Below are 15,855 nucleotides of genomic sequence, written 5' to 3'. Positions count from 1 at the left end.
AGCAGGGGAAGCAGGGGGAGCAGGGGTTTCCCCGCCTGTACCCGTCAACAGCTAACAGCCAACCCCTTTCAGTGGTAAGCTAAGGATTGACCTAAAAACTTTTTTAAACTTTTAGTAACGTTAAGATGACCGAATCGACCGAAATTCCTTATTTGTTGCGCGCTACTCGTGGTGAAAAACTAGATCGTCCCCCTGTCTGGATGATGCGCCAGGCGGGTCGCTATATGAAAGCCTATCGTGATCTGCGAGAAAAATATCCTTCCTTCCGTGACCGCTCTGAAAAAACGGATATCGCTGTTGAAATTTCTCTGCAACCTTTCCGAGCTTTTCAACCCGATGGGGTGATTTTGTTTTCTGATATTCTAACGCCTTTACCCGGAATTGGGATTGATTTTGATATTATCGAAAGCAAAGGGCCGATTATTAATCCTCCCATTCGTAGTTTAGAACAAATTGAAAAACTACATCCGATTGAACCGGAAGAAAAACTTCCTTTCATTCGAGAAATCCTGCAAACTTTGCGTCGAGAAGTGGGAAATAAAGCCGCGGTATTAGGGTTTGTTGGTGCTCCTTGGACGTTAGCCGCCTATGCGGTTGAAGGAAAAAGTTCTAAGGATTATGCAATTATTAAAAAAATGGCATTTTCTGAGCCTTTAATTCTGCATAAATTCTTAGAAAAAATTGCCGATGCGATCGCTGTTTATGTCCGGTATCAAATTGATTCTGGCGCCCAAGTAATTCAAATGTTTGATTCTTGGGCGGGTCAATTAAGCCCCCAAGATTACGAAGTTTTTGCCCTTCCCTATCAAAAACGGGTGATTGATCAAGTAAAACAAACCCACCCTGATACGCCTTTAATTCTTTATATTAGTGGCGGTTCGGGATTATTAGAACGGATGGCTAAAACCGGATTTGATTTTGTCAGTGTGGACTGGATGGTTGATATGGCTGATGCGCGTCAACGTCTGGGTCACAATATTGGAGTTCAAGGAAATCTTGATCCCTGTATTTTATTCGGGTCTAAAGAAAATATCCGAGATCGGATTTTAGACACCATTAGAAAAGCCGGAAATCAAGGTCATATTCTCAATTTAGGGCATGGTGTTCTCCAAAATACTCCAGAAGAAAACGTTGCCTATTTCTTTGAAACAGCAAAACAAGCGGATCAATTATTAAAGGTTAATCCTTAATTGGTTGTTGCGCCGTTGTTGCGCCGTTGTTGCGCTTCAGCGCATCTAGGGTGGGGTTTTCCTACCCTAGAAATAAATCCAATATCGGAAGTTTTTGGTATTGTTAATTTTCCAAAAAAAACACAAAGGCACGAAGACACAAAGAGGATATATTCAAGATTTATAGCATTTGTAGGGGCGGGTTCAAGTCAATCTTGAATACTCTGTATCCCCAGTAAGGAAAGTAATTATTAATAATATGAAAAAGCGAATTTTTGTTACTGGTGCGAGTGGTTGTATTGGTCATTATTTGGTAGAAAAACTGATTCAGAATACCGAGGATGAGTTATTTCTACTCGTTAGAAATCCCAAAAAATTAGGATTTGATTATCAGAGTCGCCCGGGTATTCATATTATTGAAGGGGATTTAAGAGAAATTAATAAATTCAAAGATTTATTACCTACAATTAATACGGTGATTTTAATTGCGACCGCTTGGGGAGGATATCAAGAGGTATTAGAGATTAATGTTAAGGCAAATTTAGAATTAGTAAAACTATTAAATCCTCAAGTTTGTGAACAAATTCTATATTTTTCAACCGCTAGTATTTTAGATAGAAATAATAATTTATTACCCGAAGCGGGAGAAATTGGCACGGATTATATTAGAACTAAATATGAATGTTTACAGGAATTATTAAAAATAGCTCCTAGTTTACCGCCTTTAAGGGTATTATTTCCGACTTTGGTTTTAGGAGGAGAACAAAATAAACCCTATTCTCATTTGTCGGGGGGGATTTCTGATGTGGTGAAATGGATGGGTTTAATTCGTTGGTTTCAAGCGGATGCAAGTTTCCATTTTATCCATGCTGCCGATATTGCTCAGGTGGTGTATTATTTAGTTAATCATCCTCCAATTTCTCAAGAAACGGAACAATTTGTCTTAGGAAATCCGGCAATTACGTTAAATCAAGCGATAGAAATGGCTTGTGAATATTATCAGAAACGGATTTATTTTCGTTTTAATTTATCTCCGGGTTTGGCTAACTTTTTTATCTGGTTATTTAGGATTCAAATGGCAGATTGGGATCGTTTTTGCTTAGATTATCGCCATTTTAGTTATCAAAATCCGATTTATCCTGGGGTTTATAATTTATCTACCTATTGTTCAACTTTTACGGATGTTTTAAAATAAAGATGACTCAGATTATTTAACGGGTTTTAACGCAGAGACGTGCCCGAGCGCAGCGATGCCGCAGGCTATTGGCTAAGTTAACTTATGATAGGGACCAGGGGGCTAAAAGTCTTTCAAGATGCGCTTAAGCGCAACAACGGGTTTTTGATTTAATTTTTTTAAATAGGAGAATTAACTATGTTGGCGAGTAAACTGGAAACTTTACTTAATCCTGATGAAAACCTGCAAGGTTCAGAAGTTCGTTATATTACAGATAAGGTAAGTTGGGAATATTATGAAACCCTATTAACTCAATTGGGGGATAGTTTGGAATTTCGCTTAACCTATTTGGATGGAATTTTAGAAGTTATGTCACCCAGTCGCAACCATGAAAGGATTAAAACTCTAATTGGAGATTTGTTACTGATTTATTGTTTGGAAACGGACACGGAATATTATCCCACAGGTTCGATGACATTGCGAAACCCGGAACAACGCGGGGGCACGGAACCCGATGAAAGTTATTGTATTGGAAGTAATAAGGAAATTCCTGATTTAGCGATTGAAGTTGTGATTACCAGTGGGGGAATTAATCGTTTAGAAGTTTATCAAAGATTGGGAGTGGGTGAGGTTTGGTTTTGGCAAAATAATCGGTTTCTTGTCTATCATTTCCGGTCTGAAAATGTCAAACAATTTCAGCAAACATCAGGCTATGAATTAATTAATAATAGTGAAATTCTCCCCAATATAAATTTAACAATATTAGCGGAATATGTACAACATCCTAATCCTTTAGTTGCTGTAAAATCGTTCCGTCAAACCCTAAAAAACTTGTAGAGACTTGCCATGGCGCGTCTCTACGGGGATGAAATAAAAATTTACTGTTGACTCAATTCCATGTTTAATAGGGCTTTCCCATGAATGACAGAAGCAATGGTAACAGTGTCTTCTCGGATTTGATAAATGACTCGATAGGTGTAAGCAAATTGTTCCCGGATGTTTTCATCGCCAAATTCTTGAACAATCATTCCCGCTTCAGGAGCCTTGCTCAAGTTGCGCGTAACCTCAATGATTCTCTGGACAACCGCCGCCGCATAAGAAATTGAATCTCGTGCAATGTAAGCGGCAATTGCATCAATATCATCTATGGCTTGAGGCGACCAAACTACTTGATAACCCATTTACTTAATAAACCTTCTGCTTCCTCTTGTATTAGATTCCTGGTCGTTTCGTGAATCTTAAGTCCATGACGGACTTTTTCGATTACATAGAGATGGTACTGCACATCCTCCAGTGAACAATCATCAGGTAGGTTAGTCAACAAAGATTCTACTTCCTTTTTGGTTGAACTCATAATCTTTTTGGTTTTTTTTTATAGTTATTATAGTTTTCAATAACTGAAGCACCCGAAACACACTGTTAACGCCGACTTTATCGGTGAATAAGGTCGTCATCATCAAAGATAAATTGTATGTCCCCGGGGAAAATGTCCCCGGGAAATCGAATGCTTCAGTCATTGTTTCAAATCCAGTCTATAGTTATGACAGATCATTATAGTATCAGATGGTTCTGTCCAGGTGTAAGCCTGAATTTATCGAAAAAATGGGTTTAAAACCCCGTCGTTCTAGGACAGCTTTATATTAGGTTGCTCGTTAACGTCTGATTGTGCTACCATTTTCGGTGACAGGAAAAGGTAAGCAACCTGTATAAAAACCTAGTATGCCTAACGGCAAAACGCTGAACCTTGACAATTGAATCTATAGGGTTCTACTGCACAGTTCTAGTTTTCCTCCAGCAGTGGGTAAAAGATTCGTGGGAAGCTCAACAACCAGTTTTCTTTGAAATAAATTTGTTTCAAGTTAAAAAAGAACTCGCAGGAATGCGAATAGGGTAGGGCATACCCGAATCTACGCTTGGGGAGAATCCCACCTCTGGTTAAAGCACTGCAAGGTACTTTGATTAAGTGGTTTCGCTGAACCAAGAATCCCCACGCCTTTAGGCACCGGGAGTGTCAAACCGTCTTGGCAAAATTCCCGTAACTAGAAATAGCCTGTTGCAGTTGTTGAATTACAGTTTCAACCGGAATTTCCCCTAACTCTCCATCCGCCCGAGTTCTGATATTCAAGCAATTGGCTTCTATTTCCTTAGCTCCAACCACGGCCATCACCGGAATTTTATCTTTCTCAGCATTTCTAATTAATTTCCCTAAACGCTCGCTACTGGCATCCGCCTCCGCCCGAATTCCAGCAGAGCGCATTCTGAGGGCAATTTCTTGAGCAAAGGGAAGAAATTCTTGGCTGACGGGTAATAGTCGGAATTGTACGGGTGCTAACCAGATGGGGAAATCCCCCACATATTCCTCTATTAATATTCCCACTAATCGTTCCAAGGAGCCAAAGGGGGCACGATGAATCATTACCGGACGTTGACGGGTTCCATCTTCAGCGACATACTCTAAATCGAAGCGTTCGGGTAAATTATAATCCACCTGAACTGTTCCCAATTGCCATTCCCGCTCTAAGGCGTCTTGGAAAATAAAGTCTAATTTCGGGCCATAGAAAGCGGCTTCCCCAATTCCTTCAAAGTAGTTCATTCCTAGGGTTTCTACCGCCCGACGAATCGCTCCTTCTGACTTATTCCAAACTTCATCCGACCCAATATATTTATCTAAACTGGGGTCACGGAAACTCAGTCTGGCTTTATAGTTGGTTAGTTGTAAACTCTTAAAGACAAAGAGAATTAAATCCACAACTTTGAGAAATTCATCATCTAATTGTTCAGGGGTGACAAATAAATGGGAATCATCAACGGTAAAGCCTCGAACCCGGGTTAAACCCCCTAATTCTCCTGATTGTTCATACCGATAAACTGTCCCAAATTCTGCTAAACGCATGGGAAGTTCCCGATAGGAACGTAACTCACTTTTATAGATTTGGATATGAAACGGACAGTTCATGGGTTTTAGGACGAACCCCTGCTCGTTGGTTTTGGCTTCCTCATCGTCCGCCATCATTGGAAACATATCTTCTTGATATTTTTGCCAATGTCCCGAGGTTTTAAATAAATCTACCCGGCCAATATGGGGAGTAGTGACGCCCAAATAGCCCCGCTTCACCTGTTCTTGTTTCAGAAAGTCTTCTAAGGTACTTCTTAATAGGGTTCCTTTAGGTGTCCACAGGGGCAATCCTGGCCCAACTAAATCGGAGAAGATAAACAGTCCCAACTCCTTGCCCAAACGGCGATGGTCACGTCTGATGGCTTCTTGCTTGCGGCGTTTATGTTCGGCCAATTGTTCGGGGGTTTCCCAAGCGGTTCCATAAATCCGTTGCAGTTGGGCTTTGGTTTCATCCCCGCGCCAGTAGGCTCCGGCCACACTTTCGAGTTCAATGGCGTTAGGGTCAATATCAACCGTGTTCTCAACGTGGGGCCCCGCACACAAATCCCACCATTGCTCGCCTAGATGATACAGGGTAATGGGTTCCTGTAACCCCGCTAGGATTTCTAGTTTATAGGGTTCTCCCAGTTTCTGGATACGCTCTTGGGCTTCTTCCCGACTAACTTCTTCCCGAATTACGGGGAGTTTGCGTTTGATAATCTTAACCATTTCCTTTTGAATGGATTTTAAATCCTTCTCGGTAAAGGGTTCAGGACTATCAAAATCATAATAAAACCCATTTTCAATCCAAGGGCCAATGGTGACTTGTGCCTTGGGAAACAGTTTCTGAACAGCCATCGCCATAACATGGGACGCAGTATGTCGAATCCGCTTTAAACTCTCGGATTCACTGGTTTTAGGCAAATGGACTTTTTTATTTTCTAAGGGTTCTTGCAAACCCTCTAATTCTGATATAGACATTGATTAAAGTTACAACAGTAAAATAAAAGTTTGTTAATCCAATTGTACAGAACAGAGGAAACAAATATGAAAAACAGACCTATAGGCTGTTAACTATGGGTTTGACACTATCAATTATTTCCTCATCTCCCCTACCCCCAGGGCTGTTTCAAAGTCGGGTGAAAAAGACTAAAGAAAGAGCGATCGCCACCTGATAAAATGGGGAGTGATCGCCATTTTTTTCTAAAATAAAGATGCTAACAAGTTTAATAGAAAATTTAAAAGAAGTCAAGGATTTCCGAAAAAGTCAGGGAAAAAGGTATAGTTTATGGGAAGTGCTATTAGTAGTAGTTTTAGGGGTGATGTCAGGGCATCAAGGATATCGAGAGATAGATACTCAAAAAGAGCGGGGTCATGGACGAGAAATAACTCGTCGGGTATCAGTGTTTAAAAAATCGATAAAAATTGAAAGCCCTTGGGAACATATTCAAAGTATAATTCAGGTAGAAAGGTGGGGATACAGAGGAAAAAAGCCTTATAGAGAAACGGTTTATTATATAAGTAGTATCTGGGAAAAGGCGGAATTTTTTTCCCAAAAATTTAAAGGGCATTGGGGGATTGAGAATCAAGTTCATTGGGTAAAAGATGTGTTATTTAAAGAGGATAGTATGAAAATTCATCAAGTACAAGCGGCGACTAATTGGGCACTGCTCAACACCCTAGGATTGAATATTTTCAGAGGTTTAGGATTTTGGTCAATAACAGAGGGAAGAAGGTGGTTAGGAAATCATTGGGAGAAATTAGTGGCTATCTCTTAATCCGATAGTTAAAAATTAAAAAATAGAGCAATTAATTTAGGAAAAATAGATAAAAATCGGGAATGTAAGTCTTACTCCATAGGGAATAAGAATATTTATGTTGCTTAGATGATATCTCCTATAATTAATATTAATATAGCAATTATATGAAATATTAATTATTCGGAAAATAGCTATCATGTTTGAGAATTATGGCCCAAAAGTAGGCTATAATTTTCAAACATGAAACAGCCCTGCCCTGTTCCCTGTTTCCTAGCGCTATAACTAATATGAAAACACCTAAATCTGATCCTTCTGAATACAATTCCCAAATCAGTCCCGAACAATATACCCGTCTGAAGGCGGAAGCACTCGCTCCTTATCGGGGTTTACGACAGTTTATCTATATTGGTTTGGGGGCTTCGGGTTTTATTGGTGCGGTGGTATTCTTAGCCCAACTATTGGCAGGGCGGAATGTTGCCTCGGCCTTACCCAACTTAGCTCTACAGGTGGGAGTCGTGGCCCTAATGGTGGGCTTGTTTCGTTGGGAACAGCGAGGCAGTCGCCGTCCATCTAGCCCAAAGTAACATAACTATATATTTCTCAATCTACCTACACAAGACGCAAACAAAAGAAAATAAAAAAAACATTAAGAAATCCAGGTTTTTCCTTGATCCCTGGCATGATTATATATAGTGAATCAAATGGGGTCAGCTTTTATAAAGATCCTAACCATAAATCCGATTTAATCGCTCAAATGGGGTCAGCTTTTATAAAGACCCTAAACATAACAAATCTACATATAAAAAGATGAAGGTCAGCTTCCCTAAGTTGGAAGCTGGCTTTTTGTTTTCAGAACTCTACCGCACCGGAGATGCGGGTTTGATCAATTTCATTTCCCACCACCATCAGGGTATAACCCCGGGTGGCGTTATAGACATCATGACGACCATTACTCCGAATAATATTTTGTCCGGGACTGTCAACCGTGCCTAAATCCGGTTGAGCTTGGGAGATAGCAACCACTCCATCTCGTTCATTATTTTCAATTAAATTATTTCGTAATATGGGTTTAGCTTGGTGAGAAATTACAATTCCATCTCGATTTTCGATAATTTTATTTTCGATAATTGTAGGGGAAGCTTCATCATTGACTGAGATCCCAAATCCAGTATTTTGGAAAACATTATTCCGAATTTCTCCGGCTCCTGAACGGGCAATTGAAATGCCATTTCCGGCATTTTGAACAAATATATTATTCTGGATTTTCGGATTACTTTCGGAAGTAATAAAAATCCCATCTCGTTTACTATCAATAAATGTACAGCCAGTCACCACAGGACTGGAAGATTCTATCCATAAACCCGTTCCTCTAGTATTAGGATTGGTAACTGTAACCCCGATAATTTGACTGTCACCTTGAGTTTTAATCGTGGCATTTTGTCGTGCAAAAGTAGGACTAACGAAATTTCCCCCACCCATAATCATCGTATCTTGTCCATTGGTCGTCTCATCTCCTTGCAATGTCACTCCATCTTTCAGGGATAGGGGAAACACTTCTCCGGTTTCCTGGCTGTAAGTACCTGGGTTAAGTTTAATCACCGTACCCGGTGGAACCTTTTGCAGTGCATAGGTAATCGAACGATAGGGGCTAGTTTGGCTTCCTGTCGAGGTTTCGCCATCATCTCCCGTGTTGGGATCAATATAGATGATTGAAGCTTGAGCCACATTTTGCGACAGCAACAGGGGGTTGGGTGGAATCCTGGGGATATTAGCCAAAACGGGACTTCCTATTCCTGATATCAGTCCCAGTCCTAAAATCAGTGTTACCCATGCCCTTAACCCTTGAGGACTGGGGCTAAGGGATCGATTCGGGTAGGGCAAAGTCAATCGTTGCATGGGCTCCTGTTGATTTGACATAGATATCGCTGGGATTCGTTTAACTCCAAGCATTTTAGCTGATCCAGATCAATCAATTCGGTTTTCACCAAATAAAATCATGATTCTGTTGGGAACTTCTCAAGATTCTGGTCAGTCAATGAAGCCAGATTGTCCTTACGTCCGCTTTGAATCCGGTGCTAAGTCAGTCTCAGCAGAGCCGTTCTAAACAGGGTATGTCAAGAAACCCTGGTCACTTGGGACTGGTTTGTGCCCATCAGGAGGTCAATCGTTTCACATCAAGCGATAGTTAGTTTTTTTTGAACCCAAACCTGGGAATGGATGTGAGATCAAGGCCTATTCCTTTTCTCGATATTGAAGGCCAAGACGAAAATTTATCAATCTCTTGCTATTTTCTTGACACTTCTGTTAAGCTGATACGATATTTTTTTACTCATTACTGACGGGTGCTTGGCTTCACTCCATTGGGTTCTAGTTAGTGGTGTCAAACTGTTGTTTGTATCTACTAGACAGGGACTTTGTTCAATTCCCAACATTGTCCTTTTTTCTGTTAAGATGCACTGGATTGTTTGTTCTCTTTAGGATAAACTAAACGTGGTATTCATTAGCCGACTGGAATCCCTGGTAAGTTGAAGTTTAATTATCCCTAAAGCTACCAGTAACTAAGTTCCTATTGTAGAATCCCAGAACGATCAAAACGCTAACATTATTTAACTCAAGTGAGGAGAACTTAAATGTCTCAGGTAATAACATCCGAAGGCGTCATAGAGGTATCAAGCCCGTTTGGGGGAGTTGCTTTAGTTGGTGTAGAAGGTAAAGCTAATAGTATTGCAGGTACAGCTAACACTACCCTAATTGCAGGTGGAGAACAAGGTGATATTCTTTCCGCCGGAGCCGCAACCAATGTTGTCATTTACGGTTTTGGCGGCCCCGACCAGATCTATGGTGGAAGCGGAAATGAGGAGCTTTACGGTAACGTAGGCAATGATGTTATCTATGGTCTAGGTGGCAATGACCTAATCTACGGAGGTCAAGGAGACGACAACCTCTATGGTGGTGATGGGGATGATTCCATAAATGGTGATGCCGGAAACGATAACATTTCCGGTGGCGCTGGTAATGACATTCTAGCCGGTGGTGATGGCAACGATGTCATCGATGGTGGCACGGGCAATGATGTCATCTGGGGTGAACAAGGCAATGATGCCCTTTATGGTGGTGACGGAAACGATACCATTTATGGTGGCCAAGGAAATGACGTCATTGCGGGTGGAGACGGTAATGACTTCATTACTGGAGACAAAGGCAATGACAACTTAAGCGGTAATGCTGGAAACGATACCTTTGCCTTTACACAAGTAGGCAGTGCTAATGCTGATGTGGTTGTTGATTTCGCACCGGGAATTGACAGAGTTGCCCTATCTTCTGATGTGTTCTCTGCTCTAGGTGTCAGTGTAGAAACCAGTGAATTCCAAGTGATTGCTAACTTCAATCCTGCCACACCTCCGAGTACAACTGGACTGGTTTATGACTCTGCCAATGGCAAGTTATACTTCCTGACCGGTGGTGCTGCCCAAGAAGTGGCTACATTTACCAATAATCCTAACCTGCAAGCCAGTGACTTTGAAATATTCTAAGTCTTAACTTGTAGTCATTCAGAATTGGGGGTAGCTAGTCTACCCCTTTTTTATTTGTACCTAATCTTCGGGTTTGGGAGGAATGGGATCATAGCCTCCGGGATGGTAGGGATGGCAGCGTAAAATTCGTTTGAGGGCTAACCAACTTCCTTGGACAATGCCAAAGGTTTCTAGGGCTTCAATGGCATATTGGGAACAGGTGGGATGGAAGCGACAAGCGGGGGGAAACAGGGGAGAAATTAAAAGTCTGTAGCCTTTAATTAGAATAATAAATAGGTTCTTAATCATATTCAATCGGTTAATTTTCAGCTAGAACAATTTGGGGAGTCAGGAGAATTTGATTGGAAGTTTTGATTAATTTTCCTATTCCTAAGAGTTGGTGATTTTGATCATAAACACTTACGGGATGATCTTCTATTATTTGATTTTCTATAATAATAGATTGTCCTTGACACCAACGTTTTGTTGATTCAGCAGTTAGGATAATTGTTGTTAAGTGATTTAAAGCAATTGTAGGAGATAGAGGAGAAAAAGTTTGCTCCTGAACTTGGGTTTCTAAGGTTTCTAAGGTTAGACTATTTTCTAAACCAAAACCACTACTTTCTGTTCTGATTAAATTGGCTAAGGTAGCTCCCGTATTAAGTATAGCTCCTAAATCCCGAGCAATGGAGCGAATATAGGTTCCTGAACCACAGGCGATCGCAATTTCTAATTCGGGAAATTCCCCCGGATACCAGTTCAGAATTTTCAGATCAAAAACTTCGACTGTTCGACTAGGAACCTCAATAATTTCGCCTTTTCTAGCTAAATCATATAATCGTTTTCCTTGAACATGAATTGCACTATAAATAGGAGGAACTTGTTCAATTTTACCGATAAATTGGGGTAAGATAGCTTGAATATTTTCTAGTTGTAAATGGGGTACAGATTGAGTTGTTAAGGTTTCGCCTTCTAAGTCATCGGTGGTGGTCGTGATCCCGAATCTAATTTTAGCGTGATAGGCTTTATGAGAGGGGAGAAATTGTAACAGGCGAGTAGCTTTTCCCAGAGCCATGGGTAATACTCCAGTGGCTGCTGGGTCAAGGGTTCCAGCGTGTCCGACCCGTTTTAATTTTAAGATTCGGCGAACTCGCGCCACACAGTCATGGGAGGTAAATCCCGCAGATTTATTGAGGTTGAGAAACCCGTACATGAGGATTGATTTTCCTATCTAAAAGGGTGATTTTATTTAATAATTGATTAAGGGAGAGATTTAAAATTTCCCGATCTTAAATTGCCTGTAAAATCAGGAATAAATGCTACGTAAGTGGGGTTATCTCGATCATCTGTCCGAATAAATAAACCGTTAACTCCATTCAAACTATCCGTCTCAAATTGTAATTGACTAAAGGCTAAGTCATTGGGTAGCAAAATTACATCATCATTTTGATTATAGTCATCAATAACATCAGTTAAAGCCCGATTTCCACTACCAGAATTAACAGAAATAAAGAAAGTATCTCTCCCGTCAGCCCCGATTAAAATATCCTGACCGCGATCGCCGGATAAAAAATCATCTTTATTTCCCCCCACTAGACAATCATCTCCGGCTCCACCATACAAAGTATTATTACTATCATCCCCTCCAGTTAATACATCATTATCATTATTTCCGAATAATAAATCTTTGCCATTGCCACCCTCTAAAGTATCTGCGCCCTTGCCTCCAAATAGGGTATCATCTCCATCACTACCGAGAATAGAATCCCGATTTTGATTGCCATTAATATAATCATTTCCGACTTCCCCATCAATGAAATCTTCGCCGTCGTCTCCAAAAATTGTGTCTCCTCCCCCCCGACCATACAAACTATCACGACCGATATTCCCTTGCATAATATCTGCCCCAGCAGTTCCCCCTAGACTAGCACCCAGAGTATCGGTAATTTGGGGAATTGTATTACCGGTTCCCCCGGTGTCCCCAGGAACAGTTGTGTTACCATCGGTTATAGTGTCGCCAGGTAGAGTGTCACCGGGTAGGGTGTCACCGGGTAGGGTGTTATCGAGTAACAAAAAAATTAAATCGGGATCAAATGCAGATGTCATAATAGGTTAAAAATTAGGTTGATCTGAAATTTTGCCCATGCCTGGACAATGGATTAATCGAATATAATTAGGTTAAGCCTTGAAACCCAGGACTAGATAACTGATTATCTAGTTTGTAGCACTTTATTTAACTAATAAGTTATGATTAATGCCACAGCCATTCTAATTGATGTCTTTGTTCAACAATTACAAGGGGGATATCGTCGGACTTACGGAGGGTTTAAACCAGACTACCCCGAAATTATCGCTTGGGCTGGAACAATGGCATTGGAAAATATTGCCAATTGTGATGCTCTTTACCACAACGTTGAGCATACCATGTTAGTGACGTTAGTGGGACAGGAAATTTTACGCGGAAAACATATTCGCGAAGGGGGGGTAACTCCTCAAGACTGGTTACATTTTATTATTTCTTTACTGTGTCATGATATTGGCTATGTGAAGGGTGTTTGTAGGCAAGATCAGGAGTCTGTCGGTCTATTTGCCACGGGAATTGGAGATGGGATTGTGCCGATTTCAGTGGGGGCAACATCGGCTAGTTTAACAGCTTATCATGTTGATCGGGGAAAATTAGTAATTGACGAACGATTTGGCGGGCATAATTTAATTGATGCGGAACAAATTAAACGGAATATTGAGTTAACTCGTTTCCCAGTTCCGGCCGATGAAACCCATCAAGATCGACATAATTATTCAGGACTAGCAAGGGCGGCGGATTTGATTGGTCAACTTAGTGATCCCCGGTATTTGAAAAAAATTAGTTCCCTATTTTATGAGTTTGAAGAAGTAGGAACTAACAAGGTTTTAGGCTATAAAACCCCCGGAGATTTACGTCGAAATTATGCTAAATTTTACTGGAATGGTGTGTTTCCTTATATTCCAGCCGCGCTGAAATATTTGGAATTAACCCAAGAAGGAAAACAGATTGTTGCCAACCTCTACGCCAATGTGTTTCAAGTGGAAAATGAATCCCGAATTTTACAAGGAATTAATCAATTTCCGCCTGAACTGAATGGGAGTAGTCCTACACAAACTAATAAGAATAGTATCACAACAGATGAAAAAGAGTTGGTGTTTAGTGAATTAACAAATCTCAACCTGTAAGGGATCAAAAAAATCCCTATTCATATCAAGGAAGGTTAATCAATTGACCTTCCTTTTTAATCAAAAATATAGCAACTGACCATGATAGAAATTACCTCAGAAATTCAAACCCGAGTTCAAGAATTAAGACGGTTATTGCAAAAAGCCAGTTATGAATATTATGTCTTAGATTCACCGACAATGGCGGATTCGGTTTATGATCAATTCTATCGAGAATTGCAAGATTTAGAGCAACAATATCCCCAACTGATTACAACGGATAGCCCGACTCAAAGAGTAGGAGAAAAACCCGCGACTCAATTTCAATCGGTTAAACATAATATTCCATTGTATAGTTTAGACAATGCTTTTAGTTTTAATGAGTTAGAAACTTGGCAAGATCGAGGTCTAAAAATAGCTATAAATTCATCGGAATTGCCGACTTATGTTTGTGAACTCAAAATAGATGGATCGGCTTTAGCATTAACTTATGAAAATGGAATATTAGTCCGAGGTGCAACGCGAGGAGATGGGATAACCGGGGAAGAAATTACTCAAAATGTCAAAACAATTCGTTCAATTCCCTTAAAATTAGAATTAGAAAATCCCCCGGCTTTAGTTGAAGTTCGAGGAGAAGCCTTTTTATCCTTAAAAATTTTTGAAATTATTAATCAAGAAAGACAAAAAGAAAGAGGATCATTATTTGCTAATCCTAGAAATGCTGCTGCTGGAACTTTAAGACAATTAGACTCTAAAATTGTAGCTGAACGGAAACTGGATTTTTTTGCCTATACGTTACAAATTCCAGAACAGAATGATTTAGAAATTGTTGCTGCTCAAACCCAATGGGATAATTTGGAATTATTGCAAAAAATGGGGTTTAAAGTCAATCCTAATCGTCAAGTTTGTTCTAATTTAGATCAAGTCATTCAATACTGTGAATATTGGCAGGAAAAACGCCAAAATTTACCCTATATGACCGATGGAGTGGTGATTAAAATTAATCCTTTATCCCTACAGGAAAAATTAGGATTTACTCAGAAATTTCCTCGATGGGCGATCGCTTATAAATATCCCGCAGAAGAAATGCCAACCCAGGTAAAATCTGTTACCGTACAAGTAGGAAGAACTGGAGCTTTAACCCCGGTTGCGGAACTTAACCCGATTTTACTGGCCGGAACTACGGTGCAAAGGGCCACATTACATAACCGAGATCGCCTTACTGAGTTAGATTTACACATCGGTGATACGGTGATTGTACGCAAAGCCGGGGAAATTATTCCTGAAGTCGTTAAAGTATTATTAGAATTGCGCCCCCAGGACGCTAAAAAGTTTGAAATGCCAACCCATTGTCCTGAATGCGGTCAAGGGGTTGTGCAGCCCTTGGGAGAGGCGGTAACGCGATGTATTAATGATTCTTGTCCGGCAATTTTACAAGGATCTTTGATTCATTGGTGTTCTAGGGATGCCTTAGATATTAATGGAATTGGGGATAAATTAGTTCAACAGTTTGTTAATCATAAATTAGTTAATTCTGTTGCGGATTTATATGATTTGACGGTTGAACAATTAATGACTTTAGAGCGGATGGGGGAAAAGTCAGCGACTAAAATTGTCAACGCGATCGCCACTTCTAAAAACCAACCTTGGGCGCGGGTATTGTATGGCTTAGGAATTCGTCATGTGGGCAGCGTGAACGCCGAATTAATTACCCAAAAATTTAAGAGTGTTGAGCAATTAATCCAAGCATCCGCCGCCGATATTGAAGGAGTTTATGGCATCGGGCCAGAAATTGCCTATTCTGTTGATCAATGGTTTAATCTTCCGGCAAATCAACGCTTAATAGAACGATTAAAAACCGCCGAATTACAGCTTGCTAATTTAGATAAAATAGACTATAATCAGAGTAATAAGTCTAAACCCTTAATTAATAAAACCTTTGTTATTACTGGCACATTACCTACATTAAAACGGGAAGAAGCTAAAAAACTAATTCAAAATGCAGGGGGAAAAGTTACCGATTCAGTCAGTAAAAAAACGGATTATGTTGTTGTAGGAGAAGAAGCCGGATCTAAACTAAAAAAAGCTCAAGATTTAGGTATTACCCTATTATCAGAAGCAGAATTACAGGCTTTACTGTCTGATCTTTAGTTATCTTTTTGGGGTTTTAAATATT

The 15,855-nt window shown here is 40.2% G+C and carries 13 protein-coding genes and 2 pseudogenes; 9 read left to right on the top strand and 6 right to left on the bottom strand.

Going from position 1 to position 15,855, the window contains the following annotated elements:
- Positions 1–125: 125 nt before the first annotated feature.
- The 3 genes from hemE (at position 126) to PL9631_RS12380 (ending at position 3,180) form a co-directional block, all read left to right on the top strand.
- On the top strand, positions 126–1,190 hold the full coding sequence (gene hemE / locus PL9631_RS12390) for a uroporphyrinogen decarboxylase (protein ID WP_083620715.1): 1,065 nt from the start codon (positions 126–128) through the stop codon (positions 1,188–1,190).
- A 238-nt stretch (positions 1,191–1,428) separates the two neighbouring features.
- On the top strand, positions 1,429–2,364 hold the full coding sequence (locus PL9631_RS12385) for an NAD-dependent epimerase/dehydratase family protein (RefSeq protein ID WP_083620713.1): 936 nt from the start codon (positions 1,429–1,431) through the stop codon (positions 2,362–2,364).
- 177 nt (positions 2,365–2,541) lie between these two features.
- Entirely contained in the window at positions 2,542–3,180 is a 639-nt protein-coding gene (locus PL9631_RS12380; RefSeq protein ID WP_083620712.1) for a Uma2 family endonuclease, read from the top strand.
- Positions 3,181–3,221: 41 nt separating this feature from the next.
- Here PL9631_RS12380 and PL9631_RS12375 read toward each other — a convergent pair whose 3' ends face one another.
- Together PL9631_RS12375 and thrS are read right to left on the bottom strand one after the other, a co-directional pair.
- Positions 3,222–3,524 carry a type II toxin-antitoxin system RelE/ParE family toxin gene (locus PL9631_RS12375; RefSeq protein ID WP_083620710.1) on the bottom strand — a complete coding sequence of 101 codons (303 nt, stop codon included), beginning with the start codon at positions 3,522–3,524 and terminating at the stop codon, positions 3,222–3,224.
- Between the two features lie 830 nt (positions 3,525–4,354).
- On the bottom strand, positions 4,355–6,199 hold the full coding sequence (gene thrS / locus PL9631_RS12365; RefSeq protein WP_083620707.1) for a threonine--tRNA ligase: 1,845 nt from the start codon (positions 6,197–6,199) through the stop codon (positions 4,355–4,357).
- Positions 6,200–6,432: 233 nt separating this feature from the next.
- On the opposite strand from thrS, the pseudogene PL9631_RS27535 reads away from it, so the two are divergent.
- The 3 genes and pseudogenes from PL9631_RS27535 to PL9631_RS12355 form a co-directional block, all read left to right on the top strand.
- A pseudogene (locus tag PL9631_RS27535) lies at positions 6,433–6,567 on the top strand (transposase family protein); the annotation flags it as partial.
- Positions 6,568–6,996 (top strand): annotated as a pseudogene (locus PL9631_RS12360) (ISAs1 family transposase); the annotation flags it as partial. It abuts the pseudogene before it with no gap.
- Between the two features lie 269 nt (positions 6,997–7,265).
- Positions 7,266–7,562 (top strand): DUF3493 domain-containing protein, encoded by a 297-nt coding sequence (locus PL9631_RS12355; protein WP_083620704.1) that lies wholly within the window; start codon positions 7,266–7,268, stop codon positions 7,560–7,562.
- Between the two features lie 265 nt (positions 7,563–7,827).
- On the opposite strand, the gene PL9631_RS12350 is transcribed toward PL9631_RS12355, so the two are convergent.
- On the bottom strand, positions 7,828–8,895 hold the full coding sequence (locus PL9631_RS12350; protein ID WP_197046356.1) for a DUF1565 domain-containing protein: 1,068 nt from the start codon (positions 8,893–8,895) through the stop codon (positions 7,828–7,830).
- Positions 8,896–9,608: 713 nt separating this feature from the next.
- Here PL9631_RS12350 and PL9631_RS12345 point away from each other — a divergent pair.
- The gene (locus tag PL9631_RS12345; RefSeq protein WP_083620703.1) at positions 9,609–10,511 is read left to right on the top strand and encodes a calcium-binding protein; all 903 of its coding nucleotides are present in this window, start codon (positions 9,609–9,611) and stop codon (positions 10,509–10,511) included.
- Positions 10,512–10,571: 60 nt separating this feature from the next.
- Here PL9631_RS12345 and yidD read toward each other — a convergent pair whose 3' ends face one another.
- From yidD to PL9631_RS12330, 3 genes are read right to left on the bottom strand one after another with little or no spacing between them, the layout of a single operon-like run.
- Positions 10,572–10,799: a membrane protein insertion efficiency factor YidD gene (gene yidD, locus PL9631_RS12340; RefSeq protein WP_407947581.1), complete on the bottom strand. Its 228-nt coding sequence runs from the start codon at positions 10,797–10,799 to the stop codon at positions 10,572–10,574.
- 10 nt (positions 10,800–10,809) lie between these two features.
- Complete coding sequence (gene truB, locus PL9631_RS12335; protein WP_083620701.1) at positions 10,810–11,703, bottom strand: tRNA pseudouridine(55) synthase TruB; 894 nt, start codon at positions 11,701–11,703, stop codon at positions 10,810–10,812.
- Between the two features lie 47 nt (positions 11,704–11,750).
- Positions 11,751–12,596, bottom strand: a complete 846-nt coding sequence (locus PL9631_RS12330) for a calcium-binding protein (protein ID WP_083620700.1) — start codon at positions 12,594–12,596, stop codon at positions 11,751–11,753.
- A gap of 141 nt (positions 12,597–12,737) precedes the next feature.
- Here PL9631_RS12330 and PL9631_RS12325 point away from each other — a divergent pair, with 141 nt between their 5' ends.
- Positions 12,738–13,700 (top strand): Npun_R2479 family HD domain-containing metalloprotein, encoded by a 963-nt coding sequence (locus PL9631_RS12325; protein ID WP_083620699.1) that lies wholly within the window; start codon positions 12,738–12,740, stop codon positions 13,698–13,700.
- A gap of 81 nt (positions 13,701–13,781) precedes the next feature.
- Positions 13,782–15,830 (top strand): NAD-dependent DNA ligase LigA, encoded by a 2,049-nt coding sequence (gene ligA, locus PL9631_RS12320; RefSeq protein ID WP_083620697.1) that lies wholly within the window; start codon positions 13,782–13,784, stop codon positions 15,828–15,830.
- Positions 15,831–15,855: the final 25 nt, after the last annotated feature.

Source organism: Planktothrix paucivesiculata PCC 9631 (assembly GCF_900009265.2).
GTDB lineage: Bacteria > Cyanobacteriota > Cyanobacteriia > Cyanobacteriales > Microcoleaceae > Planktothrix > Planktothrix paucivesiculata.
This window is presented reverse-complemented; position numbering and strand designations above follow the sequence as displayed.

Bases quoted from the DNA above. Each gene is read 5' to 3' on its own strand.
- hemE (WP_083620715.1), top strand. From the start codon at position 126: ATGACCGAATCGACCGAAATTCCTTATTTGTTGCGCGCTACTCGTGGT.
- PL9631_RS12385 (WP_083620713.1), top strand. From the start codon at position 1,429: ATGAAAAAGCGAATTTTTGTTACTGGTGCGAGTGGTTGTATTGGTCAT.
- PL9631_RS12380 (WP_083620712.1), top strand. From the start codon at position 2,542: ATGTTGGCGAGTAAACTGGAAACTTTACTTAATCCTGATGAAAACCTG.
- PL9631_RS12375 (WP_083620710.1), bottom strand. From the start codon at position 3,524: ATGGGTTATCAAGTAGTTTGGTCGCCTCAAGCCATAGATGATATTGAT.
- thrS (WP_083620707.1), bottom strand. From the start codon at position 6,199: ATGTCTATATCAGAATTAGAGGGTTTGCAAGAACCCTTAGAAAATAAA.
- PL9631_RS12355 (WP_083620704.1), top strand. From the start codon at position 7,266: ATGAAAACACCTAAATCTGATCCTTCTGAATACAATTCCCAAATCAGT.
- PL9631_RS12350 (WP_197046356.1), bottom strand. From the start codon at position 8,895: ATGTCAAATCAACAGGAGCCCATGCAACGATTGACTTTGCCCTACCCG.
- PL9631_RS12345 (WP_083620703.1), top strand. From the start codon at position 9,609: ATGTCTCAGGTAATAACATCCGAAGGCGTCATAGAGGTATCAAGCCCG.
- yidD (WP_407947581.1), bottom strand. From the start codon at position 10,799: ATGATTAAGAACCTATTTATTATTCTAATTAAAGGCTACAGACTTTTA.
- truB (WP_083620701.1), bottom strand. From the start codon at position 11,703: ATGTACGGGTTTCTCAACCTCAATAAATCTGCGGGATTTACCTCCCAT.
- PL9631_RS12330 (WP_083620700.1), bottom strand. From the start codon at position 12,596: ATGACATCTGCATTTGATCCCGATTTAATTTTTTTGTTACTCGATAAC.
- PL9631_RS12325 (WP_083620699.1), top strand. From the start codon at position 12,738: ATGATTAATGCCACAGCCATTCTAATTGATGTCTTTGTTCAACAATTA.
- ligA (WP_083620697.1), top strand. From the start codon at position 13,782: ATGATAGAAATTACCTCAGAAATTCAAACCCGAGTTCAAGAATTAAGA.